Genomic DNA, 22,703 nt, shown 5'->3' with positions numbered 1-22,703 from the left:
CGATGTGCATCGTCACCGACACGATCGCACCGATGCACACCACGATCACTGCGACGATGGACGCGACGGCGATCGCCGCCTCCACCGTCACAGCCCCGTCCTCACCGCCCGGAATCAGACGGCTGTGTTGAGCGCTCGATCGATGATCCCCGTCAGCGCGGTCACAATGCTGTCCCCGGTCACCACCGTGTAGAGCACCGCGCCGAATGCCGCGGCGGCGATGGTGCCGATTGCGTACTCCGCGGTCGACATACCGTCGTCCTCCACACCGAACAATGCGATTCGAGTCTTGATCTCCTGCAGTGCATTTCCCATCATGACGCTTCCCCTCCCAGTATTCCGGCGCGGCGTGTCCGCACCGGACGATTCGTTGTTCGGCGGTCACATCAGACCGCCGCCCAGAACATTGCCCGCAAGGCCGATCACCACGGGGACGATGCCCAGGCAAATGAAGGCGGGCAGAAAACACAGACCCAGCGGTCCGCTGATCAGCACACCGGCCCGTTCGGCCGCAGCCGCCGACGCGTCCTCGGCCCGAGTTCGTTGGGTGGCAGCCAGTTCCGTCATCGCCGACGCCATGGACGACCCGGCCCGGGCGGATCGTCGCGCCATCCGTGCCAGCGCCTCGGTCTCCGGATCCTTTGCCACTGCATCCCACGCCGTCGCTGCATCGGCCCCCAGCTCGAGCAGATCGGCAGCCTTGCGTAGAGCGACACCGAATGCGGGCGGAGCGGAGTGGGCTGCGGCCGCCGCGGCAGTCGAGATCGGGAGTCCGGAACGCAGACACGCTGCGAGAAGGTCGAAGGTCGTCGCCACGGCGAGCGGATCGGGTCCGGAGTCGTCGACGGCTTCTGCCGTCGAAAGCCCTGCAACCTCTACTCGCGCCAAACCGCCACGGGCAGCGGGGACGACGACCAAAGCCATTGCCAGACAGAGCGTGATCGCCCACGTCATGTCGTCACCTTGCCGGTGATCGCATCGGTCCACAGCAGACCTGCGCAGCCGAGAGCGGTGCCGATGAGGAGCAGAATTCCGCCCAATCCGCCGCCCAGCAGTATGCGCAGCGGATCTGCCCCCATCAGTTGCCCGAGCGCGACCCCGAGGACGGGCAGTCCAGCCAACACCAATGCAGTAGCGCGGGCCCCTGCGAGCGACGCCTCGGTTCGTTCCCGGAATCGCCGACGTCCGAGCAGATCCTCGCGCACGGCGTCGAGCAACTCGGCGAGTGCGAGGCCGTGTTCGTCGGCCACCCGCCATGCCGCGGCCAAGCGGTCCAGTTCGGGGTTCAACAGCGCATCCGACGCGGCTATCCCGTCGGCAGCGCGTCCACCGAGCCGCGATCTGGACGCAGCACCGCGCAGCGCCTCCGAGGCGATCCCGCCGCACTCGTCGGCAGCCACCTCGCCGGCCGTCGCCGGGTGCGCACCGACCCGCAGTTCACCGATGACCACTTCGACTCCGGTTGCCAACCAATCCAATTCGGCCGTCCGACGGGCGCGTACGGTGCGACGGCCATGTCGGTACCATCCGGTACCGGCCGCCACGAACAGAGCCGCCGCGCCCCACGGACCGCCGATCCAGAACATGCCCACGGCCAACACCGACGCTACAGCCACAGGGAACGCCCACCCAGGAACCCCGACGGCACTTCGACCGCTGCGCGGTAGTCGGCGAGAGCGGCTGGGCCACAGCATGAATGCAGCGGCCAGGACACACAGTGCCGCCGTCATCGCATCTCGCCACAGCGCCGAGCGAGCAGTTCGTGCAGCCCGCGCTGACCGGGCACGGCGTCGGAATCAGCGGACCACGCCGGCACGATATGAACACGACCCGTCGAATCCACCTCCACCAATCCGATCTCCCGCAATCGCCGCGTACCGTCGGCGCTCCGGTGGACGTGCAGGACGACCTGGACGGCCGCCGCGAGTTGACTGTGCAAGGCGTCGCGACCCATTCCGCCCAGTGCGGCAAGGGCTTCGAGGCGAGCGGGGACTTCCGAGGGCGAATTGGCGTGAATAGTTCCGGCACCGCCGTCGTGCCCGGTGTTGAGAGCCGTCATCAGGTCGATCACCTCGGCCCCGCGCACCTCACCGACGACGAGCCGATCGGGTCGCATCCGCAGTGCCTGGCGAACCAATTGCCGAACCGACACCTCGCCCACACCTTCGACGTTCGGAGCACGGGCCACCAGACGCACCACATGAGGATGAGCCGGTGCCAACTCGGCCGCGTCCTCCACGCAGACGATTCGTTCGGCCGGGTCGACCTCGCCCAGCAGAGCAGCCAGAAGCGTAGTCTTTCCAGCGCCGGTACCTCCGACGACCAGAAACGCCAAGCGCGCGAGCACAATCCGCGCGAGCAGATCGTAGCCCTCCTCGGTCACCGCACCGGACGCCCGGAGCGCGGCGAGCCCCTGGGTAGCAGGGCGGAGCACTCGCAACGACAGGCAGGTTCCACCGCTCGCCACCGGTGCCAGCACCGCGTGCAGACGGACCCCGAACGCTCCCTGTCCGACGCCGGGTAATCGGCCGTCGACCCACGGCTGCGCATCGTCCAATCGCCGACCGGCCGAGAGCGCGAGCCGCTGCGCCAGCCGCCTGACCGCGGCTTCGTCGACGAACTGAACTCCGGTGCGTTCCAGTCCTCTACCGCGATCGATCCACACCTGATCCGGCGCCGTAACCAGAACATCGGTCACCCCTGGCTCGGACAGAAGCGGCTCCAACGGGCCTGCGCCGGTGAGCTCGGTCTGCAGAATACGCAGTGCCGCAAGCATATCGGTGTCACCGATGACTCCCCCTGCCTCGGTGCGGATGGCCGCGGCAACGGTCGCCGGCATTGGAGACTGCGCCGAGGCAGCCAGCCGATCTCGTACGCGGTCGAGCAGATCGGCGGTGACGACTGCGCTCATGCGGCCCACCGCTGACCACCGGGCTTGTGCGCGAACGTATCCAGTACCACGGTTGCCGCCGCCGCCAGCGGTGACCGGCGGCCGAGAGCAAGCCCGCCACGCTCGAGACGCTCGGCCAATCCAGGCTCGGCCCGCATCGACGTCAGCAGCGACAGGTCGAGGGCGGCCGCGATGTCCGCGGCCCGCAGTCCCCCGGGGGCGGGGCCACGAACGACCAATCCGACGTTCGCATTTCGACTCGAGATCTCGTCCGCTACTGCTTCTGCCGACGTCACGGCCCGCAATTCCGCAGGCAGCACCAGTACGACGAGGTCGGCCGCGGCGTACAGGGCGTCCGAGAGGTCATCGGAGTGGCGCGGGGCGTCGCACACCACGAGATCGCCTCCAGCGCGCCCTGCGTCGAGCACAGCCGCCGCGGAAACGGCCGAGAGTCCGGTTCGCCGGTCGTCGGTTCGCCCGAGTGCCAGCACCGACAATCCGTTCTTCGACGGCAGCGCGCCGTGGAGTGCGTCGCCGGATACTCGCCCGCCCTCGACGACGAGGCCGGACCATCGCAAACCTGGGGCGTTCTCCCAGCCGAGCAGCAGATCGAGGCCGCTGCCGTACCGGTCGGCTTCGACCATGAGTGTGCGTTGCCCCGTGCGACTGCTGCACAGGCCCAGCGCCGCCGCAAACGTGGAGGCACCCGCACCTCCGCGGGCACCGACGACCACGATGACGCCACCGCCGCCCGGCGATGTGGCGACGGGTTCACCGAGGATGCGAACGAGCGTGTCCTCGTCCGAGGGTAACGAGACGACGTGTTCGGCACCGAGCGCTGTGGCCGTCCGCCAATCGTCGAGTGTCGGCGAGGCGGCCGTGACCAGAACGACGCCGGGCCGCCGCGGAAATCCGCCTGCGAGCGCCGACTCGGCAGAAGAAAAATCGATCAAAATAATTCCTTGGAATTCCCAAATCGGGCGCGCCGATCCGATACCGACCAGTAAGTTCTGCTCTTCCACAACACAATCCGCGGCTGCGGCGATTCGATACACGTCCTGACGCAGTCCGTGATGGTCGATCGACATCGACGCGTTCGCATTCGTCCGCCGTGAAATCGGATCCGTTTTCATGGACCCAAGCGTGCGCGAGAATCCGCTCGCGCGGCGCGCGACTTGGGGAAATGTGGATAGATCGGCCCCTGTGGATGAATACCGGTACCGCGGTACCAGTTTTCGGCCTACCCCGAAAAAGAGGACGACCCTCGCCAGGGGGGGAGGAGGCGAGGGTCGTCTGGTTCAGCCCCGGGGGGTCGGGCTGAACACCGCCCGGAATGAACCGGGCTCGTGGAAAATACTACACCCGTGGACGTCCTTGTTTGCAAGTTCAACCGTCTCAATTTGTGGACATGTTCGGAGCGAGTCGAGAAGAGAAGTTGCGCGACATCCACCGGTCACCACCGGCCACTATGGTGACAATCGTGACCCTCAGCGCAGACACCGACGACGCCCCCGCCGGCCGACGCGCAGCGCGCGTCGCCGCCTTCTTCGACCTCGACAAAACGATCATCGCGAAGTCCAGCACTCTGGCCTTCAGCAAGCCGTTCTTCGACCAAGGTCTGATCAACCGGCGAGCGGTACTCAAGAGCAGCTATGCGCAGTTCTTGTTCCTGCTCTCCGGTGCCGATCACGACCAGATGGAACGCATGCGCGCACACATCGCCGGTATGACCGCCGGGTGGGACGTCGAACAGGTGCGAGCAGTGGTGGCCGAAACCCTGCACGACATCGTCGATCCCCTCGTCTTCGCCGAAGCGGCCGATCTGATCGCGGACCACAAGCTCCGCGGACACGACGTGGTGGTCGTCTCAGCGTCGGGCGACGAGATCGTGCATCCCATCGCCGAACTGCTGGGTGCCGACCACAGCATGGCCACGACGATGGTGACTGTCGACGGCAAGTACATCGGCGAGGTCGACTTCTACTGCTACGGCGAGGGCAAGGTCGACGCCATGAAGTCCCTGGCGGCACAACATGATTACGACCTGTCCAAGAGCTACGCCTACTCGGATTCGATCACCGACGTGCCGATGCTGCGGGCGGTCGGGCACCCCACCGCCGTCAATCCAGACCGCGCGCTCCGCAAAGAGGCCTCGTCCCTCGGCTGGCCGATTCTGACATTCTCGAACCCCGTTTCGCTGCGCTCCCGCATTCCGAATCCGTCCGGGAAGACCGTAGTAGCCAGTGCTGCAGCAGGTTTCAGCGCAATAGCGGCCGGCGCGATCACCTACGGACTACTCCGCAGAAAACGATGAGCCCAAACCCTTGATGTGAGCGGCGTCACGGGGTACAAATGACGTACGGAAGAACGGAAGGCCAAGAACGAACCGGAAGAGAAGGTTCGCTTCTCCCGACCGCGATTCCCAGCACGGACACCGGCACCCACGCGGAGCTTGCCACCTAATGGCAGAAGCGCTGTGGGCCTGCGATATTCGTGGGTGATCAGCAAGAACCCTGCACCGGTTGCAGGGATGACCTCATCACCGTCGAGTTCTCGCCGAGGCCACGTGGTAGTCCATCACAGCCCACCTGTGCACGCTTGGTAACCAGGCGCTCCGTGCTAACGGGCGGCGACGTCGACGCAAGTCGGCATCGCCGCCCTTTTACGTGTGCACAACTCCTACTGTGCAGCTTCGGCAATCGAAGTCGCTTCTGCCGCACCAGCTTCGAATGCTCCTAGGCAGAGGATCACCCAACTGCCGACTCCCGTCGCCGTACCCTCGGCGAACCCGGCGGCTCCATCCCGGTACGCGTTCGCTCGACGCATCCAGCTCACCTCGGGCACGCCCAGGTTGTGCGGATCGAATCCCGACGATGCGGCCACCAACCTCGATGCAGCACGCGCCACGATGCCGTCGGCAGTTCCGAAAGGCCGCAGCGTCAACAGTTCACCGTGCACGACTGCCGCGATCACCGGAGCCGGCGCGGAAGTTCCACCCGTCACCAACTGCGCAAGCAGATCGAGCCGCTCGCCGATGCCCGCGTCCGTGCGCGGCCGACCGAGCGAGGAAGCGTCGTCGACGAGATCCGCGGCGGCCAACAGATGTAGGCGGGCCAGCGTCTGCAGTGGGGCGCGCTTCCACGTCGACAACGTGTTCTGCAGGGCGTCACCGTCGAGAGCAGCGGCCACTCGCAGCGCACCCGCCAGAATCGGGTCGCCCTCCTCGCCTTCGCGAGGGAAATCCATCGAACCGCCCTCCAGCGCAGAGGACGAACGAGCCGCCCGAACAGCGGCCTCGGCCGCGGTCGCCGGCCACCCACGACGATTGGCCTTGTGCCGATGCACGGCACCGAGGGCATCGCGTGCCCGTTCGGCGGAATCGACAACTCCGGGCAATTCCAGCAGCGGGGCGAGGGGGTCCGTCACGACAGACGACGGTACCCCCTCACCTCACGCTCTACTTCGCCCCTGCCGCCAACAACTCGGCGCGGGCCTGACGACGCTTGGCCTGTTCGGCCGGGTCGGGCACCGGGACGGCTGCGAGCAGCCGCTTGGTGTATTCGTTGGTCGGACGACGCAGAATCTGGTCCGTCGTACCGAACTCGGCCAACTTGCCCTTGTTCAGCACCGCGATGCGCTTGGCCAGCACCTCCACGACAGCGAGGTCGTGACTGATGAACAAGCACGCGAACCCGTACTCACGCTGCAGCTCTTTGAACAGCTCGAGTACCTTCGCCTGCACCGATACATCGAGTGCCGACGTCGGTTCGTCGGCCACCAGCAACGTCGGCTCCAAGGCGAGCGCCCGCGCGATACCGACTCGCTGACGCTGACCGCCGGACAGCTGGTGCGGATAGCGGTTACGCATGGTCCGCGACAGGTGGACCCGGTCGAGAAGCTCCTCGACCTTTCGATTTCGATCTGCCGCACTGTGCTCGGTGTGCAACAGCATCGGTTCGGCGATCGACTGTCCAATCGGCCAGCGTGGGTTCAGCGAAGAACCCGGGTCCTGAAACACGATGCCGACCTTGCTGCGCACCGACCGCAGTTCGCGATTCGACATGTTCGTGATATCGACACCACCGATCGACAACGAGCCGCCGGTGAGCTTGTTGAGCCCCACCACGGCCTTGCCGATCGTGGACTTACCCGAGCCGGATTCACCGACCAGACCGACGACCTCACCCATCTCGATATCGAGGCTGACGCCGTCGACAGCCCGGAACACGGTACGGCCCGGGTACTCGATGACACCGTCGACGATGCTCAGTGCGCGAGTGTCCTCGGCCGCCTTCGGTGCGGCGACGGTCCCCGCGGCCACGGACTCGATGCTGCTGCCGAGGTGCGGAACCGACGCGAGCAACTGCTGTGTGTACGGATGCGACGCGTTCTTGAATATTGTTTGCGCCGCATCGGTTTCGACGATGACGCCGTCCTTCATCACCGCGATGCGGTCGGCCATGTCGGCCACCACACCCATGTCGTGGGTGATCAACACGATCGACGCGTCGATGCGGTTCCGGAGATCGCGCATCAGGTCGAGAATCTCGGCCTGCACCGTGACGTCCAGGGCCGTGGTCGGCTCGTCCGCTATCAGTAGCGACGGATCCGAGGACAGCGCCTGTGCGATCATGGCGCGCTGACGCTGACCACCGGAGAGCTGGTGCGGGTAGTAGTCCACCCGAGTCTCCGGATCAGGCATCTCGACAAGCTTGAGGAGCTCGACGGCCCGTGCCTTCGCTTCCTTCTTCGACAAAGAAGTGTGCGCCCGGATGGCCTCGGTGATCTGCCAGCCGATCGAGTAGACCGGATTGAGCGCCGTCATGGGCTCCTGGAAAATCACCGCGACGTTCTTGCCGCGGATGGGTGCGAGCTGCTTCTCGGGCAGCCCGACCAGTTCTTTCTCGCCCAGCACGATGCTGCCCGACACCCGCGAATTATCCGCCAGCAGACCGGGAATGGCCATCGCCGTCGTCGACTTACCCGATCCGGACTCACCGACGATGGCGAGAACTTCGCCTGCGGCGACCGTGAACGAAACGGTGTCGACGGCCTTGCGCCACACCTTTTCGACCTCGAACTCGACCGTCAGATCGGTGACGGTCAGGACCGTGTCCTTCTCAATACTCATGTCAGTTCCGTTTCGGATCGAGTGCGTCACGGAGTGCGTCGCCGAGCATGATGAATGCGAGCACCGTGACCGAGAGGAACGCGGCCGGGAACAGCACCAGGTGCGGCGACGTGAGGAACCTAGCCTGACCGAGGTTGATCTGTAGGCCCCAGGAGATCTCGGGCGCCTGCAATCCGATTCCGAGGAACGTCAGCGTCGCCTCGGCCGCGATGAACGTACCCACCGAGATGGTGGCGTAGATGATCACCGGAGCCAGCGCGTTGGGAAGGATGTGTCGCACCAGAATGCGGTAGGTCGACGCTCCCAATGCCTGTGCCGCCTGGACGTATTCACTGTTCTTGATCGAGATCACCGACGATCGCACCAGGCGCATCGCCGTCATCCAACCGAAGGCCACCAGGGCCAACGACACGGTGAAGATCGTGCGCTGGGCGGTGACGGTGAGCAGGATCAGGGCACCGAGCAGCAGCGGAATTCCGAAGAACACGTCCGTGAAGCGCGCCAGGACGCTGTCGATCGCACCGCCGAAGTAGCCGGCGAGAGCACCGATCAGAACGCCGATGATCAGCACGCCGATCACCGAGAGCACACCGATGGACAGCGAGATCCGCGCACCGTAGATGACGTTGGCGTAGTAGTCGCAGCCCTGGATGTCGGTGCCGAACCAGTGTGCTGCACTGGGTTTTTGACCGGAATTCGACAGCGAACACACTCGCGGGTCGATGCCGCGGGCGAACAGTTGCGGGAACACCGCCATGACCAACAGCACCAGCAGCAGGAACGTGCCGATGATGAAGAACGGGCTCTTACGCAAGAACTTCCACGCGTTACCCCAGAGGCTTGCCTGACCGACAAGATCGACGGCCTCCCCGGTGGCGACATTTCCGGGCTGACCCTCCTCAGCGAGGTGGCGAGCTGCGCTCGAATCTTCCTTATTCATAACGAATCCTTGGATCGAGTACCGCGTAGAGAACATCCACCACGAGGTTGAAGAAGATGTAGAAGAACACGAAGAGCGTCACGATGCCGACGACGACGGCCCCCTCCTGGCGAGCCAGCCCGTCGTAGATCGCGCGACCGAGCCCGGGGAGGTTGAACACCGTCTCGGTCACGATCGCACCGCCGAGCAATCCGCCGACATCGGCACCGATGAAGGTGACCACAGGAATGAGCGAATTCCGCAGTGCATGGCGAACGATGATGCGACGGTTGCTGATTCCCTTGGACTTGGCGGTGCGGATGTAATCGGCAGCCATGGATTCGGCCACCGACGTACGCGTCAGACGAGCGACGTAGGCCATCGACAGCGACGCGAGCACCAGGCCGGGAAGCAGGTAACTGGACCACCCGTCGTTGATGCCGGAGATGGGAAAGATACCCAGCTTGAGCCCCAGCGTGAACTGCGCGATGAAGCCGAGTACGAACACGGGCACCGAGACCAGCAGCGTCGTCGAGATGAGCACCAGGTTGTCGAAGAAAGATCCGCGCTTCAGTGCGGCCAGCACGCCTGCCGCGATACCCATGACGGTCTCGATGACGACGGCGACGATGGTCAACCGGACCGTCACCGGAAGTGCCCGCTCGATGGTGTCGAGGACGGGACGGCCGGAGAAGTCGGTTCCGAAGTCGCCCTGGAAGAAGCCTGCGATGTACTTGAAGTATTGGACGAACAGATTGTCGTCGAGGTTGAACTCGTCTCGCAGCTGGGCGACGACGCCGGGTGCGAGGGGACGGTCTCCAGCAAGGGCGCGGATGGGATCACCCGGCAGCGCGTAGACCATCGCGAAGATCAAGAACGAGGAGCCGATCAGGACGGGAATCGTCAGCAGTAATCGGCGAGTGATGTAGCGACCCACTGTGTGTCTTCTCCTTGAACAAGGGACGAACCTGCGCCTCGGGTCTTGCCGGCGCAGGTCGGTGTGGGACGGTTACGCCCCACGGTTGAACGAGACCCGGTGGGTGACAACCGATTACGCCTGGTTGCCACCCACCTGGGCGCGCCGTCAGCTGACTACGACGTCTTCGAGGATGATGTTGCCTCGGTTGTCGATCTTGACGTCGGAGACGCGGTCGGACCACACGGCCTGGTTCAGGCCGTAGAACAGCGGGGTCGCGGGCATCTGGTCGATCAGGATGTCCTCGGCCTTCTGGTAATCCGCCGCTGCAGCGTCGATGTCCTCCGCGTTGTTGCCCTCGGCCAACGCGGCGTCGAATGCCGGGTCGTTGAAGAAGACGTAGTTGCTACCGGCCGGCGGGGTTGCCGCAGCCGAGTAGAGCGGGGACAGGAAGTTGTAGATCGACGGGTAATCCATGATCCAACCCGAACGGAACGGGCCGGTCATGCCCTTGGCGTCCTGCAGCGGCAGGTACTGCGCGAACTGGAGGTCACCGCGCAGTGCGTAGTTCACGCCCAGGTTGTCACGCAGCTGGTTGCCCACCGCGGTCATCCACGAATCGTGGCCCGCACCTGCGTTGAACCACAGGTCCACCGGCTGGCTGCGGTCGAACCCGGCCTCGTCGAGCAGACGGTTGGCCTCGTCGGGGTTGAGTTCGCAGTTGGCACCACAAGCGTCCTCGCGGTAACCGTCCACGACGGGCGAGGCGAAAGAACCTGCCGGAGTACGGGTATCGGTGAAGATAGCGGTTGCGATGGCCTGACGATCGATGGCCATCGAGAATGCCTTACGCACGTTCGGATCCTGGAAGCGCGGATCGTACGTCGGGAACCCGAGAGAGGTGATGTCGGGACGTGCACGCTCGCCGTACCGGTCACCGAACTGATCCCGCGCAGTGGCCCACGCGTCCTCGGGCAGATCGAGCATGACGTCGAGTCCGCCGCCCTGAACATCGTTGTAGCCGGTGTTCAGCTCGGTGTAGACCTTGAAGTTGACGCCTGCGGACTTGGCGGCGTTGTCACCTGCGTAGTCGTCGTACTTCGTGACGGTGAATCCCTGTCCCGGAACGAAGTCCGAGTCGGCCTTGAACGGGCCGTTACCGATCGGGCGAGCACCGAAAGCGTCGGGGTCGGCGTAGAACGCCTCCGGCAGCGGATCGAATGCGGTGTAGCCCAGCGTCAGTGGGAAGATAGCGAACGGTCCGTTGAGCTTGACGGTGAAGGTCGTGTTGTCGACGACGTTCAGTCCACTCAATTCGGTTGCAACAGGTTCTGCGGTGTCACTGCCCTGCAGATCTGCGTAGCCCTCGATGTTCTCGAAGAAGTACGACGCACCGAATGCGTTGGTGCTGAGCGCGTTGTAGCTCCACGCCTTGGTGTAGGACTCGGCGGTGACCGGCGTGCCGTCGTGGAAGGTCCAGCCATCCTTGAGCTTGATGGTCCACGTCGTGTTGTCCTCGGACTCGACGGACTCGGCAACGCCGTTGTACTCGACGCTGTTGTCGTCGTCGTTGAACGTCACCAGTGGAGTGAACAGCGCCTCGAGAACCTGGCTGCCCTCGCTCTCGGTGGTGTTACCGGGAATCAGCGGGTTCTCCGGCTCGCCGATGTAGATGCTGTAGACCCCATCGGCACTGCCGCCGGAGCTCGAGCCCCCACCGCCACAAGCGGCGAGCAAGCTCGCACTCATCAGCACAGCCGTGGTGACTACCGCGGCACGTTTGATACGCAAGGAAATCCTCCATCCAGATGTGAACACGGGGTCGTCCGTGCTCAGTTCCTCGGGCGCGACGCCCGGGGATTCGTGGGCGACCGCAAGACACGGCCTGTGAGCCGTACCAACGATCTGATGGAACGAACTTTAGACACATCCTGAAACGAACATGTGAACTCCCCCGGGTTTTGTTGACCGGCGAGTAAGCCGGAAACATGATCGAAACGTTTCGGCAAGTCGATTTCTCACAGTGCGGGCAGAGCCGCCGAGACAGCCTCCCGTCGACGACGGCGATGACCGTCCATCGTGCGGAAACAACCGATCACCGCAGATCAAGGGGTTGCAGCCGATTGCAACGGTGCGATCGCCATCACATGTGACTACCCTCACTAGGGGCTCGAGACCGGCCTGTAAGTGCCGTTTCATGGGCGAAAAGCATCGGACGAAAGAGAGCTATTCGAGATGACGACCAGTACCTCCGGCAGCGACGAGACCGCGGTTGCCTCCTACGCACCCTCGGCCGAGTTCGCGGCGCAGGCGAACGCTCAGGCAGATCTGTACGCCGCCGCGGAGAAGGACCGGCTCGCCTTCTGGGCGGAGCAAGCCCGCCGGCTGCACTGGCACACCCCGTTCACCGAGGTACTCGACTGGTCCGACGCCCCCGTCGCGAAATGGTTCGCCGACGGCGAGCTCAACGTCGCCTACAACTGCGTCGACCGCCACGTCCTCGACGGCCACGGCGACCAGGTCGCCATCCACTGGGAAGGTGAACCCGGCGACAGCCGCGACATCACCTACTCCGATCTGCTCGCCGAGGTCAGCCAGGCCGCCAACACCCTGACCGAACTCGGCCTCGTCTCCGGCGACCGCGTCGCGATCTACATGCCGATGATCCCCGAGGCCATCGTCTCGATCCTCGCCTGTGCACGCCTCGGCCTGACCCACTCGGTCGTCTTCGCCGGGTTCTCCGCCACCGCACTGCGCTCGCGCATCGACGACGCCGAAGCCAAACTCGTCATCACCACCGACGGCCAGTGGCGACGCGGCAAGCCCGCCCCCATCAAGGACACCGTCGACGAAGCCGTGGACGGAGCTGCCTCCATCCGGAACGTTCTGGTCGTCAAGCGCACCGACTCCGACGTCGCCTGGACCGAGGGACGCGACCTGTGGTGGCACGAGACCGTCGCGAAAGCGTCGAAAGAGCATGAGGCGCAGCCGTTCCCGGCCGAGCACCCCCTGTTCATCCTCTACACCTCGGGTACGACGGGTAAGCCCAAGGGCATCATCCACACCTCCGGCGGCTACCTGACGCAGACCTCGTACACCCACCACAACGTCTTCGACCACAAGGCCGGCACGGACGTCTACTGGTGCACCGCCGACATCGGCTGGGTCACCGGGCACTCCTACATCGTCTACGGACCGCTCTCCAACCGCGCCACGCAGGTGGTCTACGAGGGCACCCCCAATTCGCCCGACGAGCATCGGCACTGGAACGTCATCGAGAAGTACAAGGTGTCGATCTACTACACCTCCCCCACCCTAGTTCGTACATTCATGAAGTGGGGCAAGGAGATTCCCGAGGCTCACGATCTGTCCTCGATCCGCCTGCTCGGGTCCGTCGGCGAGCCCATCAACCCCGAGGCGTGGCGCTGGTTCCGCGACGTCGTCGGCGGCGGCAGCGCACCGATCGTCGACACCTGGTGGCAGACCGAGACCGGCGCGATCATGATTTCTCCGCTCCCCGGCGTCACATCCACCAAGCCCGGCTCGGCCATGACTCCGCTGCCCGGTATCTCGGCCAAGATCGTCGACGACGACGCCAAGCCACTGGGCAACGGCGGCAACGGATACCTCGTTCTCTCCGAGCCGTGGCCGGCGATGCTCCGCGGGATCTGGGGCGACATGGACCGCTACAAGGACACCTACTGGTCCCGCTACGCCGAGGAAGGCTGGTACTTCGCCGGTGACGGTGCCAAGTACGACGAGGACGGCGCCCTGTGGGTCCTCGGCCGCGTCGACGACGTCATGAACGTCTCGGGCCACCGCATCTCCACGTCGGAAGTGGAGTCGGCATTGGTGAGTCATCACAGTGTCGCCGAGGCTGCCGTCGTCGGTGCCGCCGACGAGACCACCGGTCAGGGCATCGTCGCGTTCGTAATCCTGCGCGGCGGCGAGGAGAACACCGGCGACGCATTGATCGCCGAACTCAAAGCTCAGGTTTCCAAGGAGATTTCGCCGATCGCCCGGCCACGGGAAATCTCCATCGTGCCGGAGTTGCCGAAGACCAGGTCCGGCAAGATCATGCGCCGCCTGCTCCGTGACGTGGCCGAGGGCCGCGAACTCGGCGACGTCTCCACCCTCGTCGACCCGAAGGTGTTCGAGGCGATCAAGAAGGGCCGCTAGCGCTCCCATGTGAGTGGAACCTCGTAGCCCACTACGAGGTTCCACTCACATGCGGCGCAGCCGCTCAGACGCTGTCGAGCGACTGGTCTCGCGTTTCCTTCATGATGATCAGCGAGATCAGGGTCAGCGCAGCCGCGATGGCGAGATAGACGCCCACCCAGCCGACGCCGTAGGAACTCACCAGCCAGGTTGCGATGAACGGAGCCACTGCAGCTCCGAGGATCGACGCGGTGTTGTACGAGATTCCCGAGCCCGTGTAGCGCACGTTCGTCGGAAACAGTTCCGGCAGAACGGCACTCATGGGCCCGAACGTCAGACCCATCAGTCCCAGGCCGACGCACATGAACACCAGCATCTTGCCTGCCGACGCGGACGACGGGTCGGCGAACCAGTGGAACGACAGACCGAACAGCACGATCGCCGCGGTGATGACGATGAGCGTGGGGCGGCGGCCGTACTTGTCGGCGAGCAGCCCGGCAACCGGGATCAGCGCCGCGAAGAACAGCACCGCGATGAGCTGGAGCTCCAGGAAGTCCGTGTACGGGATCGCGAGCTTGGGCCCGTTGACGTCGGCCACCTTGCCTGTTCCGTAACTGACCACCCACGTCGTCATGATGTAGAAGAGCGTGTACGTGGCGAGCATGACGAACGTGCCGATGATCAGTTGACGCCAGCTCGTCTTGAACACCTGGGCCAACGGGGTCTTTACCTTCTGGCCGCGCTCGACTGCCAGCTTGAACACCGGCGTCTCCTCGAGCTTGAGGCGGACGTACAGGCCGATGATCACCATGATCGCGCTGAGCAGGAACGGGATGCGCCAGCCCCACGTGAGGAACGCATGGTCGGTGCCGGAGTTCGCGGAGTCGTAGCCGGTCGCGATGACGATGAGCAGGAAGATGCCGTTGGCGAAGAAGAAGCCGATCGGCGCGCCCAGCTGCGGGTACATCGCCGCCCAGGCTCGCTTGCCCGGCTTCGCGGTTTCGGTGGCCAGCAACGCCGCACCACTCCATTCGCCGCCGAGGCCGACGCCCTGAGTGAAGCGCATGAGCGCCAGCAGAGCCGGTGCCCACAGACCCGCCGCGGCGTACGTCGGCAGCAGGCCGATCGCGAACGTCGCGACACCCATCGTCAGCAGGGACCCGACGAGGGTGGCCTTGCGTCCGATGCGATCACCGAAGTGGCCGAACAGAATCGAGCCGATGGGCCGCGCGACGAACGCCAAACCGAACGTCGCGAACGACGCCAGCAGCGCGGTCGTGTCGTTGCCTGCGGGGAAGAACAGGCGGGGAAAGACGAGCACTGCGGCCGTTGCATAGATATAGAAGTCGAAGAACTCGATGGACGTACCGACCATCGAGGCGATGACGATTCGGGACCGAGGCACCTGAGGTGCGGGAATTGCGCCGTCGTCCGTGACGGCGTGTGGTGAACTCACGAGTGCTCCTGAAGGGGAAAGTTCCCTGAAAATTACCTGATGAACACCTGAGAATTTCACGCCCCCGGGCCGTTCGTTGCCGATTCGTGCAACATTCCCGTGTTTGTCGCGACGGGCGGAGAGGTAACCGACGACGGGCCGAGCGTCGCTCGGCCGCCGCGGGACAGATAATCTGCTACTTAGGCACTACTGTCGATACGATCTTCCGCAACACCGAGCAGAGCGATCACCGCAATACCGAGCACAGCGATTACAAGGGGTCGAGAGTTGAGCGTCAGCAATGACAAGGGATACGGCAACGGCGTCCCGAACACGATTTCGTCGATACCTCTCACCGATGTCGATGCCCGCACACCCGGTAGCGCGAGCATCGGAAACCTGGTCAAGGACGCCACGACTCAGGTCTCGACCCTCGTGCGTGCCGAGGTGGCCCTCGCCAAGGCCGAGGTCACCGGCGAGGTCAAGAAGGGTCTGCAGGGCAGCGTCTTCTTCATCGTCGCGCTGACGGTGCTGCTGTTCAGCTCGTTCTTCTTCTTCTTCTTCGCCGCCGAGCTCCTCGACGTGTGGCTCTATCGATGGGCCTCGTTCCTCATCGTCTTCGTGTTCATGGTGCTGGTTGCCGGCCTGTTCGGGTTCCTCGGCTACCGCAGGGTCAAGAAACTGCGCAAGCCCGAGAAGACCATCGACTCCCTCAAGCAGGCGTCGACCGTGCTGCCGAACCAGCACGAGAGCATTCCCGGAATCCCCGGCTACAAGAAGTAGACGACGCCCGGCGAGTCGAGCAGTATGAATCATCCCGATCCGTCCACGGTCCGTTACCCGGGACAGTGGATCCATCGCGACATCCATGCCAACGGAATCCGGTTCCATACCGTGGAGGTCGGCGAGCATGCTCCCGACGCCCCGCTGGTGGTGTTGCTGCACGGCTTCGCCGACTTCTGGTACTCCTGGCGTCACCAGCTCGACGCGCTCGCGCGTTCCGGAGTGCGAGCGGTCGCAGTCGACCTCCGCGGCTACGGCGACTCCGACAAGCCCCCACGTGGTTACGACGGATGGACCCTGGCCGGCGACATCGTCGGTCTCGTTCGCGCGCTGGGTTACCCGCACGCGACGTTCGTCGGTCATGCCGACGGCGGCCTGGTGTGCTGGGCGAGCTCGGCTCTGCATCCGCGAATGGTCCGCTCGATGGTCCTGATCAATGCACCGCACCCGATCTCGCTGCGCCGCGCCGTGCTGAAGGATTCCGAACAGCGCGGTGCTCTGCTGCCACACTTCGTTCGGTATCAAGTTCCGCTGCGCCCCGAGAAGCTGCTCACGCGCCGAGGGGGTGCGGCAGTGGAGGAATTGATGCGGAGCCGCGCCGGGTCGCAGTGGCAGCGCACCGACGATTTCGCCGATACCGCAGGCAAGATGCGCTCGGCCATCCGAATTCCCGGGGCCGCGCACAGCGCACTCGAATATCAGCGCTGGGCGTTCCGTAGCCAGTTCCGCGCCGAGGGCCGACGCTTCATGGACGCCGTCGACGTGAAGACCTCGGTCCCCGTCGCGCAGATCAGCGGTGACCTCGATCCGTACGTCCTACCCACCACCCTCGATCGCGATCGGCACTGGGCACCGGGGCTGACCCGTCGAACAGTGCGGGACGTCGGGCACTACGTGCACCAGGAAGCCCCCGACGTCGTGTCCGAGGAAATCCTGCGCGTCGCGCTCGAGAGCTGACGTCCCGCCGTCAGACGATGCAGTCGCCGGTCCCCACACTGACCGGCGCATCGAAGCTGCGGGCGAGCTCGTCCGAGATCTCGGTTGCGGTCAAAACGAATCCGGTATCGGGGTCGTCGACGGCAGCACCGAACACCACACCGAGTACCTCACCGTTCGAATTGACCAGTGGCCCACCGGAATTGCCCTGCCGCACCGATCCGCGAACTGTGTAGACCTCACGTTGAACAGTTCCGGTGCGGTAGATGTCCGGTCCGCTGAGGTTGATGATCTCGCGAATGCGCGCTGGGCTCGCCGTGTACGGACCGCCGCCCGGGTAGCCCAACACGATGGCGTCGGATCCGGATTCGGCCGGGTTCGGCGCGAACGGCAACACCGGAGCTTGCAGCTGCGAAACACGAAGCACTGCAACATCTTCTTCGGGATCGAACAGGACGACGTCGGCGTCGAGAGGGCCGTCCGGAGAATCGACGGTCACCTCGGAGGTACCGGCCACCACGTGGGCGTTGGTCATCACCAGATCCGGCCCGACGACGAAACCCGAACCCTCGAGCGCCTTCTGGCAACTCGGGGCAATTCCGTTGATCTTGATGACGCTCGCCTGCAACGCCACCGGGACGGGGCCTGCGGCGATCCCGGAGTCGGGAACGGCGACGTCGGCGACCGGAGTGCGTCCGAACGGACCGATGACGTCCGGCAGCCCGGACGTGTCGAGCAGCGCCGAGAATTCCTTGGGCACCTGACGCAGCCACTCGGGTGCCACCTCGTCGACCTTGCCCAGGACCGTCGAGCCACGCACGGCACTGGCCACCTCGGGCTGCGACGAGGACGTCAGCGGAATGGCGAGCAACCATGCGGCAGCGAGCACGGCCGCGGCCTGCAGACCTGCCCCGATCGTGCTGTCGACCGATCTTGCTGAGCGCGAATGTATTCCGCTGCGCAACGCACGACCCAGAACCATGCCGGCCACCTCACCGACGATCACCAACACCACGATCAACGCGATACCGACGAACACCCTCGTGCGTGATCCGTCGACGTGTTCGAGCACGTGCGGTGCCACCAGAATCCCGGCGACCGCACCCAGAACGACTCCCAGAAACGCCAGCGCCGACGCCACCGCCCCCTGTCGCCATCCCGACGTCGCCGCCAGCAGCGCGACGGCGAGCACCGCGATATCGACCCACCCTGAACCCGTCACCGATCGAGCCTCGCTCCTACCGCAGTCAAGCTGGCCTCCAGATCGCGTATATCCCCCGTGTCCCATTCGGACTCCCAGCCCGACACAGCGAGCAGGCCCGCCAGAATACCGCCCGTGAATCCCCACACCAGCATTCCCTGCACCGAGAAGGCTGGGCCCTGGTAGCCGGCGGGGTGACGCACCTGGAATCGGTTGGCCGGATCGAGCAACTCGCGCAGGGGAACTCGCACCACGCGCTCGGTTTCGCCGGCGTCGACGACGCGGACCGGGGTTGGACTCCGCCAGTACGAGAGCACGGGAACCACGTCGAATCGGGACGGCGGCACGTAGATGCCGGGCATCGTCGCGAGCGGTACGACGCCGGCCGGGTCGAGACCGGTCTCTTCCTGGGCCTCGCGCAGCGCCGTTCCGATGGGCCCGTCGTCACCCGGGTCGGTGGCACCGCCGGGGAAGGCGATCTGCCCACTGTGGTCGCGCAAGGTCGACGCCCGCTGGGTCAGCAGAACGTCGGCCTCGGCGGGTAGCCCACCGGGCGCGGTCGGATCGGCGGCAGCCGGACCGCCGAACAGCACCAACACCGCCGCCGAGCGGGTTCGATCTGCCGGCTGCGCCTGTCGTTGCAGTACCGGGTTGATGCCGGTGGTGTCGGTCAGTCCGTTTTCGCTGCCGGCGACGTCGAGCATGCGCCCGAGCCACTCGGGTGCGCTCACGACGCGACTCCGAGGTTCTCGCGGACTGCGTCGGCGATGTCGTCGACGCTTGTGAAGGGTTCGGTCAGCACCTTGGCGACAGTGCCATCCGCAGATATCAAAACGGATACGGGCAACACGTTCGGCGCTTCCGCCGCCGCGGCGACACGTCCGGCACCGTCCTGAACGCCGGGCAGCGTGACGCCGTACTCGGCCAGACGGGTCAGCCCGTTGGACTCGTTGGCATCGTTGTGGACGGTCAACACCGTCACTGCATCACCCGCCCGCTGCGCGTATTGCTGCAGGTAAGGCAACTCCTTCGCGCACGGGCCGCACCAATAGGCCCAGATGTTGAGCAGTGCGGGTCGCCCGGCCAGAGCCTGGCCGAGGTCGATCGACGAGCCGTCGCCGATGCATTCGAGGGTGATGCCCGTCAACGGGCCTGCTGCAGCGCCCGACGGCGTCGGACATGCGTCGAGACCGGCGGTCTGCCGCAGCGGTGCCAGAGCCTCGGGAGTATCGGCGGCCCGACGCTCGGCCGTCGACGGTCCTTGCTGCCCCAGACCGGGACCATCGGCGCGCTGCGTTGCCGGAGATTCATTGCGTGGCCAGAGGGCATAGACCATCCCGACGACGAGAATGAGCGCGACCAGAGACCAGCGGAGTGCGGCCCTGTTCACGACACGATTCCGGCGAGAGCGAGCAAATGATCGGTCTCGGGACCTCTCACCAGGGCGGCAGCGGTCGCCGGATCGGTCGGGCCGAGGCCGAACGACGGGCAGTCCTTGGCCAGGACGCACACCCCGCACGCCGGCGTGCGGGAGTGGCAGACGCGTCGACCGTGAAAGATGACGCGATGGGAGAGCACGGTCCACTCCTTCCGCTCGATCAACGCGCCGACGGCGTGCTCCACCTTGACCGGGTCCTCTTCTTCGGTCCACTGCCAGCGCCGTACCAGCCGACCGAAGTGGGTGTCGACGGTGATGCCGGGGACGTCGAACGCATTGCCGAGCACAACGTTGGCCGTCTTGCGGCCGATGCCGGGCAACGTCACCAGATCCTTCAACGATGCGGGGACTTCGCCGTCGAAGTTCTCGAGTAACTTCTGCCCGAGCCCGATCAGCGAGTTGGCCTTGTTGCGGTAGAAGCCGGTGGTTCGGATGAACTCTTCGAGTTCGGTTCGGTCGGCTTCGGCGTAGTCGCGAGCTGTGCGGTATCTCACGAACAGGGCCGGAGTCACCATGTTGACGCGCTTGTCGGTGCACTGCGCGGACAGGATGGTCGCGACGGCGAGTTCGAGGGGCGTGGTGAAGTCGAGTTCGCAGTAGACGTGCGGAAACGCGACCCCGAGCGTTCGGTTCATCCGCCGGGCCCGCCGCACGAGGCCGAGTCGCGTCTCCTCGCGTTTGCGCACGTCGGGGCGTTTCGGGGCTGTCGATTCCACGCCACAACTGTACGGACAAGAATGCGTAACGAACTACGCGAGCGCGCCGAGCTGTGTTTGTATCGAGACCTTTTCGGTGTTAACTGGCCGGTATGCAAGGACTCGCCGTGGTGCTCTTTCCGGTACTACTCATGCTCTTCGCACTCGCGATGGAGCGCGTCGAGTTCCGGCTCAGCAAGCTCGGCGTCCGGGAGCACGAAGTAGAGGAATTCCTCGATCAGGCAAGTAAGTCCGAGGTCGCCACACTGGCGAACGAGGGCTTCCCCCACGCCCTGGCTCGGTTCAACTCCCGCAAGCGTCACCAGACTCCTCCGCGCACGATCGACACGCGCGACGGCATGGTCGACCAACGGGCCAGTTGAGCACCCATTTGTCCGCATTCGGATGAATTTGCGGTGAACGCGAACAGACGTACCGTTCCTCTGGCAACCTGTGGTGGCGTCGATCACTCGGTTTCGGCCGAGTCGAAGTAGACTCCCCTGAGGTAATTGTTGTGTTTGAACATTGCATCGGCATCGACGCCTGAATCGCAGTGCGATTCGGTGGGTGTGACGAGTGTGTACAGACGCCTTCGGGGGTGCGGGTCACCGCATCACCGACATCCCAAAAGGAGCGCAAGTGGACGACGTCCTGGCACGGGCCGGCATCTTCCAAGGAGTCGAACCCTCTGCGGTTGCGGCACTGACGAAGCAGCTGCAGCCTGTCGATTTCCCCCGGGGACACGTGGTGTTCAACGAGGGTGAGCCCGGAGACCGGCTCTACATCATCGTTTCCGGCAAGATCAAGCTCGGGCGACGCTCCCCCGACGGCCGCGAGAACCTGCTGACGATCATGGGACCGTCGGACATGTTCGGCGAGCTCTCCATCTTCGACCCCGGCCCTCGCACGTCCTCGGCCACCACGGTCACCGAGGTGCGCGCGGTCAGCATGGACCGCGCGGCCCTCAAGGACTGGATCGATCAGCGCCCCGAGATCGCCGAGCAGCTACTGCGCGTGCTGGCTCGCCGGTTGCGTCGCACCAACAACAACTTGGCCGACCTCATCTTCACCGACGTCCCCGGACGTGTGGCCAAGGCGCTGTTGCAGCTCGCCCAGCGCTTCGGCACCCAGGAAGCGGGATCGCTGCGCGTCACCCACGACCTGACGCAGGAAGAGATCGCTCAGCTCGTCGGAGCGTCGCGCGAGACCGTCAACAAGGCACTGGCCGACTTCGCACACCGCGGATGGCTGCGCCTCGAAGGCAAGTCCGTACTGATCTCGGACTCCGAGCGCCTGGCCCGCCGAGCTCGCTAGGCCGAGTTCCTTCGAGACAGCAGCTCGCTAGTTCTCCCTGAGGTAGGCCAGCTGCGTCTTGACCGACATCCGCGCAGCCGGCCACAACTTCTTGTCCACGTCCGAATAGACGTGGCGCACCACCTGCATCGGTTTGGCGTCGTCTCCGATCTCGGCCAACGCCGCCCGCACCTGATCCAGCCGCTGCCGACGGTGAGCGCGATACAGTCGCGCCACCTCGGCGGTGTCCGGTAGATCGGCCCCGTGCCCCGGCAACACCGTCTTGCCCGCACCGGCGGCCTCGAGTCGATCGAGCGAATTCAGATAGTCCGCGAGCGAGCCGTCCTTCGGGTCGAGCACCGTGGTGCCGCGGCCGAGGATCGTATCTCCCGTCAGGACCGCGTCGTCGAGCACGAAGCTCACCGAATCCGCCGTGTGGCCGGGCGTGTGGAGCACCCGGATCCGTAGACCCGCCGCATCGATGACTTCGCCGTCGGCCAACCGCTCGCCGCCGCCGTGCAGGAACTTCTCCCCCACCGCCCGCACCGGTGCCCCTGTCTTGCGGTGAAACCGCTTCAACCCCGCCGTGTGATCGGCATGGCGATGGGTCACCAGGGTCAGCACCACCGTGCCCGACGCGGCGACGGCGTCGAGATGGGCCTTGTCCTTCGGACCCGGGTCGACGACGATGCATTCCTCCGAACCCGGTGCCCGCAGAATCCACGTGTTCGTTCCGTCGAGCGTCATCTTGCCCGGGTTCTCCGCGAGCAGAACCGACGCCGTGGGCGTCACGTGCCGGACCAGTCCGTAGGCGGGATGCGTCAAGTTCGAGTCGGCCATTGAAACACTGTAGGACGCCCACTGTTCTCGAGGTGGAACAGGACCGGTGACGACGACTAACGTCGACG

General features: G+C 65.1%; 23 protein-coding genes (1 of these 23 only partly in view). 6 read left to right on the top strand and 17 right to left on the bottom strand.

Going from position 1 to position 22,703, the window contains the following annotated elements; all coding sequences use genetic code 11:
* From J1M81_RS23430 to ssd, 6 genes are all read right to left on the bottom strand, one after another.
* Positions 1-91 carry the beginning of a TadE family type IV pilus minor pilin gene (locus J1M81_RS23430; protein ID WP_032392769.1) on the bottom strand. The gene continues 221 nt to the left of window position 1, outside the view, so only the first 91 of its 312 coding nucleotides appear in the window; it begins with the start codon at positions 89-91; its stop codon lies off the left edge, out of view.
* 23 nt (positions 92-114) lie between these two features.
* On the bottom strand, positions 115-318 hold the full coding sequence (locus tag J1M81_RS23425; RefSeq protein ID WP_176456762.1) for a DUF4244 domain-containing protein: 204 nt from the start codon (positions 316-318) through the stop codon (positions 115-117).
* A gap of 63 nt (positions 319-381) precedes the next feature.
* Complete coding sequence (locus J1M81_RS23420; protein ID WP_206498944.1) at positions 382-954, bottom strand: type II secretion system F family protein; 573 nt, start codon at positions 952-954, stop codon at positions 382-384.
* Positions 951-1,730, bottom strand: coding sequence for a type II secretion system F family protein (locus tag J1M81_RS23415; RefSeq protein WP_206498943.1), 780 nt, complete (start codon positions 1,728-1,730; stop codon positions 951-953). The genes J1M81_RS23420 and J1M81_RS23415 overlap by 4 nt, the downstream gene beginning before the upstream one ends.
* Positions 1,727-2,911, bottom strand: coding sequence for a TadA family conjugal transfer-associated ATPase (locus J1M81_RS23410; protein ID WP_241258401.1), 1,185 nt, complete (start codon positions 2,909-2,911; stop codon positions 1,727-1,729). The genes J1M81_RS23415 and J1M81_RS23410 overlap by 4 nt, the downstream gene beginning before the upstream one ends.
* Positions 2,908-4,023 (bottom strand): septum site-determining protein Ssd, encoded by a 1,116-nt coding sequence (gene ssd, locus J1M81_RS23405; RefSeq protein ID WP_081701518.1) that lies wholly within the window; start codon positions 4,021-4,023, stop codon positions 2,908-2,910. Before ssd ends, J1M81_RS23410 begins: the two co-directional genes overlap by 4 nt.
* Positions 4,024-4,358: 335 nt before the next feature.
* Here ssd and J1M81_RS23400 point away from each other — a divergent pair, with 335 nt between their 5' ends.
* Positions 4,359-5,204: an HAD-IB family hydrolase gene (locus J1M81_RS23400; RefSeq protein ID WP_205914341.1), complete on the top strand. Its 846-nt coding sequence runs from the start codon at positions 4,359-4,361 to the stop codon at positions 5,202-5,204.
* Between the two features lie 365 nt (positions 5,205-5,569).
* Here the strand turns inward: J1M81_RS23400 and J1M81_RS23395 are convergent, their stop codons facing one another.
* From J1M81_RS23395 to J1M81_RS23375, 5 genes are all read right to left on the bottom strand, one after another.
* Positions 5,570-6,316: a hypothetical protein gene (locus tag J1M81_RS23395; RefSeq protein WP_032364740.1), complete on the bottom strand. Its 747-nt coding sequence runs from the start codon at positions 6,314-6,316 to the stop codon at positions 5,570-5,572.
* A 31-nt stretch (positions 6,317-6,347) separates the two neighbouring features.
* Positions 6,348-8,021, bottom strand: a complete 1,674-nt coding sequence (locus tag J1M81_RS23390) for an ABC transporter ATP-binding protein (protein WP_032369309.1) — start codon at positions 8,019-8,021, stop codon at positions 6,348-6,350.
* A 1-nt stretch (position 8,022) separates the two neighbouring features.
* A complete protein-coding gene (locus J1M81_RS23385) occupies positions 8,023-8,961 on the bottom strand; it encodes an ABC transporter permease (protein ID WP_032369308.1) in 939 nt (312 codons plus the stop codon).
* Entirely contained in the window at positions 8,954-9,877 is a 924-nt protein-coding gene (locus tag J1M81_RS23380; protein ID WP_032369307.1) for an ABC transporter permease, read from the bottom strand. Before J1M81_RS23380 ends, J1M81_RS23385 begins: the two co-directional genes overlap by 8 nt.
* A 147-nt stretch (positions 9,878-10,024) precedes the next feature.
* A complete protein-coding gene (locus J1M81_RS23375; RefSeq protein ID WP_032369306.1) occupies positions 10,025-11,647 on the bottom strand; it encodes an ABC transporter substrate-binding protein in 1,623 nt (540 codons plus the stop codon).
* Positions 11,648-12,091: 444 nt separating this feature from the next.
* On the opposite strand from J1M81_RS23375, the gene acs reads away from it, so the two are divergent.
* Positions 12,092-14,035 (top strand): acetate--CoA ligase, encoded by a 1,944-nt coding sequence (gene acs, locus J1M81_RS23370; protein WP_206498941.1) that lies wholly within the window; start codon positions 12,092-12,094, stop codon positions 14,033-14,035.
* A gap of 64 nt (positions 14,036-14,099) precedes the next feature.
* Here the strand turns inward: acs and J1M81_RS23365 are convergent, their stop codons facing one another.
* The gene (locus J1M81_RS23365; RefSeq protein ID WP_027494486.1) at positions 14,100-15,470 is read right to left on the bottom strand and encodes an MFS transporter; all 1,371 of its coding nucleotides are present in this window, start codon (positions 15,468-15,470) and stop codon (positions 14,100-14,102) included.
* A gap of 267 nt (positions 15,471-15,737) precedes the next feature.
* Here J1M81_RS23365 and J1M81_RS23360 point away from each other — a divergent pair, with 267 nt between their 5' ends.
* Together J1M81_RS23360 and J1M81_RS23355 are read left to right on the top strand one after the other, a co-directional pair.
* Complete coding sequence (locus J1M81_RS23360; protein WP_032373800.1) at positions 15,738-16,232, top strand: phage holin family protein; 495 nt, start codon at positions 15,738-15,740, stop codon at positions 16,230-16,232.
* A gap of 24 nt (positions 16,233-16,256) precedes the next feature.
* The gene (locus J1M81_RS23355; RefSeq protein WP_206498940.1) at positions 16,257-17,189 is read left to right on the top strand and encodes an alpha/beta fold hydrolase; all 933 of its coding nucleotides are present in this window, start codon (positions 16,257-16,259) and stop codon (positions 17,187-17,189) included.
* 10 nt (positions 17,190-17,199) lie between these two features.
* Here the strand turns inward: J1M81_RS23355 and marP are convergent, their stop codons facing one another.
* The 4 genes from marP to nth are packed head-to-tail and all read right to left on the bottom strand — an operon-like array spanning position 17,200 to position 20,523.
* Positions 17,200-18,390 carry an acid resistance serine protease MarP gene (gene marP, locus J1M81_RS23350; RefSeq protein WP_032386009.1) on the bottom strand — a complete coding sequence of 397 codons (1,191 nt, stop codon included), beginning with the start codon at positions 18,388-18,390 and terminating at the stop codon, positions 17,200-17,202.
* Positions 18,387-19,073: a CoA pyrophosphatase gene (locus J1M81_RS23345; protein WP_032364742.1), complete on the bottom strand. Its 687-nt coding sequence runs from the start codon at positions 19,071-19,073 to the stop codon at positions 18,387-18,389. Before J1M81_RS23345 ends, marP begins: the two co-directional genes overlap by 4 nt.
* Positions 19,074-19,096: 23 nt before the next feature.
* Entirely contained in the window at positions 19,097-19,705 is a 609-nt protein-coding gene (locus tag J1M81_RS23340) for a TlpA disulfide reductase family protein (RefSeq protein ID WP_051365293.1), read from the bottom strand.
* Positions 19,706-19,755: 50 nt separating this feature from the next.
* Positions 19,756-20,523 carry an endonuclease III gene (gene nth, locus J1M81_RS23335; protein ID WP_027494492.1) on the bottom strand — a complete coding sequence of 256 codons (768 nt, stop codon included), beginning with the start codon at positions 20,521-20,523 and terminating at the stop codon, positions 19,756-19,758.
* Positions 20,524-20,615: 92 nt separating this feature from the next.
* On the opposite strand from nth, the gene J1M81_RS23330 reads away from it, so the two are divergent.
* Together J1M81_RS23330 and J1M81_RS23325 are read left to right on the top strand one after the other, a co-directional pair.
* A complete protein-coding gene (locus J1M81_RS23330; RefSeq protein WP_032364550.1) occupies positions 20,616-20,885 on the top strand; it encodes a hypothetical protein in 270 nt (89 codons plus the stop codon).
* A 256-nt stretch (positions 20,886-21,141) separates the two neighbouring features.
* Entirely contained in the window at positions 21,142-21,816 is a 675-nt protein-coding gene (locus J1M81_RS23325) for a Crp/Fnr family transcriptional regulator (RefSeq protein WP_027494494.1), read from the top strand.
* A gap of 27 nt (positions 21,817-21,843) precedes the next feature.
* Here the strand turns inward: J1M81_RS23325 and J1M81_RS23320 are convergent, their stop codons facing one another.
* Complete coding sequence (locus J1M81_RS23320) at positions 21,844-22,635, bottom strand: MBL fold metallo-hydrolase (protein ID WP_032392776.1); 792 nt, start codon at positions 22,633-22,635, stop codon at positions 21,844-21,846.
* Between the last annotated feature and the right edge of the window lie 68 nt (positions 22,636-22,703).

Source organism: Rhodococcus sp. KRD175 (genome assembly GCF_017168275.1).
GTDB classification, from domain to species: domain Bacteria; phylum Actinomycetota; class Actinomycetes; order Mycobacteriales; family Mycobacteriaceae; genus Rhodococcoides; species Rhodococcoides fascians.
This window is presented reverse-complemented; position numbering and strand designations above follow the sequence as displayed.